The 1843-nt window shown below is 47.8% G+C and carries 1 protein-coding gene; it reads left to right on the top strand.

All coding sequences use genetic code 11. From position 1 onward, the window contains the following. Positions 1 to 1843: CHAT domain-containing protein (locus AACY61_RS13155; protein ID WP_339612038.1), on the top strand; the 1843-nt coding region annotated here is incomplete at both ends.

Raw genomic sequence — 1843 nt, 5'->3', positions numbered from 1 at the left:
TTACCTGGGTGCCCTTACCGACCTCTCAACGAACCACAGGAACCACCGGAACTACACGAAGGCCCTTGGCTATCTGAACAAAGCCATCCAGGAATATGAAACCAATAAGGAACGCATCCACAGTGAAGTGATGCATCACCTTGGAATCAAAAAAGAGCTGGATTTCTTTCACAGTTTAATCATACTTCACAGAAACGCAGGCGATGAAGCCGCCATGCTGGCCACTTTTGAACAGGTGGAAACGCTGGTAGCCAATACCGACACCGATGCTACGGAAAAGGGCATGTATAAAAGCATTATTGAATCGGTAGTGCGGTACTACACCATCCACCACCCCCGGCCGGAACGTGCTGAACACTACATTCAAAAAGGCCTGGCACTTCAAACCGAAAGCAGTACCATTTTTCGCAACGATGGTCCGACAGTACTATTAATCAACCGTGCCAGGGTGCTGATGCATCAAAAAGAATATAGCAACGCTCTTAACATTCTGGAGGATTTGGTTCACCCTGATTTAACCATTGGAAAAAAAGTGATCCTCAACGAACTCATGGCAGTATGTCATCTGGGATTGGAACAGCCTGAAGCAGCAAGCCTAGCCATTAACCAGTTTTTGGTGTTGCTCTCAGAAGACAATGAATCGTTTGGGTTTCCTGAAAGTGCAGCGAGCGATTTTCATCCGGGCAGTGTTTTGGGTGATGCTGAGGCCCTGGTACATTTGGCTCAGGCATGGCATACCTATAAAGGCGGGTATTCACCCGAGGAAGAACTACTTTACCGCCTGGCTATGCGCCAGTTTAAACACGCATTGGGCAATCAAATCCTGAACAAGGGGCTTAAAGAATATTTTGACCTCATCGTTTCCGGTTTGCTGGAAGCTGCATTGGAACACCCTTTTTCGGAGGTTGAGAGCAATGAACTGTTGTCCTTTATTGAAACGGTCAAATCACAAAACCTGATCAACAGCTTTTTACTGAACAGGGAGCTGGCCGGTACCTCTGAATTGTATCTGCTGGTTGAACAGGAGCAACTGATACGGTCTCAGCTAACCCGGCTGAAAAAGAAACTTCAGGAACAGGAAGAGGATGAGGTCCTGCAACAACAATTGTTTGATAAAAACCTGGAACTGGAAGCCCTTCAGCAACAACTCACCGACTCCTATCAGGAGTTCAATGACTTTACCACCGCTATTTTCAGTCTAAAGGAATACAACGGAGGGCCAACCGTTCAGTTTATTGTTGCCAACGGGCAGCTTTATAAGTTAAGTTTCCGCAACCACGGTGTGACGTATGCTAAAATTGACGCTTTTACTGAGCTAAAAGCGACCCTGACCACTTTTGTAAAGGACATCAGCAATCCTAAGGTGCCCATAGAAACCCTCAAGTCTCGTGGGGCAACACTTTACAGGCAGCTCTTTCCGGAGGGCACGGATAGCGATGGTTCGCTGACCGTTATTCCCGATGGTATGTTGCATTACTTACCCTTTGAATTACTGGTAAAGGATGGGCGCTACCTGATTGAGGACCTGGCAATTGCCTATGCCCCCAACCTGACCTTTGTCAACATCAACTCGCTTAAAGACAGTGATACACACAGTACCACAGCGGCCTATTTTGCTCCGGAATATTCAGCTGCGGTCAGTGGTGGCCAACTCGCTGTCCGGGGCACGCCCTATGCTCTGCCGGGTGCAATGGAAGAGGTGAACGAGTTGTCACAACTGGTGCCCGGAAAACTTTATACGGGAACCGCTGCCTCTAAGCAGCAATTCAAATCGCTTGATACTGATGTAGCCATTCTCCACCTGGCCATGCATTCTAACCTGAATGATGAAGACCCTGAGTTG

The organism is uncultured Planktosalinus sp. (genome assembly GCF_963973675.1).
GTDB lineage: Bacteria > Bacteroidota > Bacteroidia > Flavobacteriales > Flavobacteriaceae > Planktosalinus.
The sequence above is the reverse complement of the archived record's forward strand: the minus strand, read 5'-3'. Positions and strand labels throughout refer to the sequence as shown.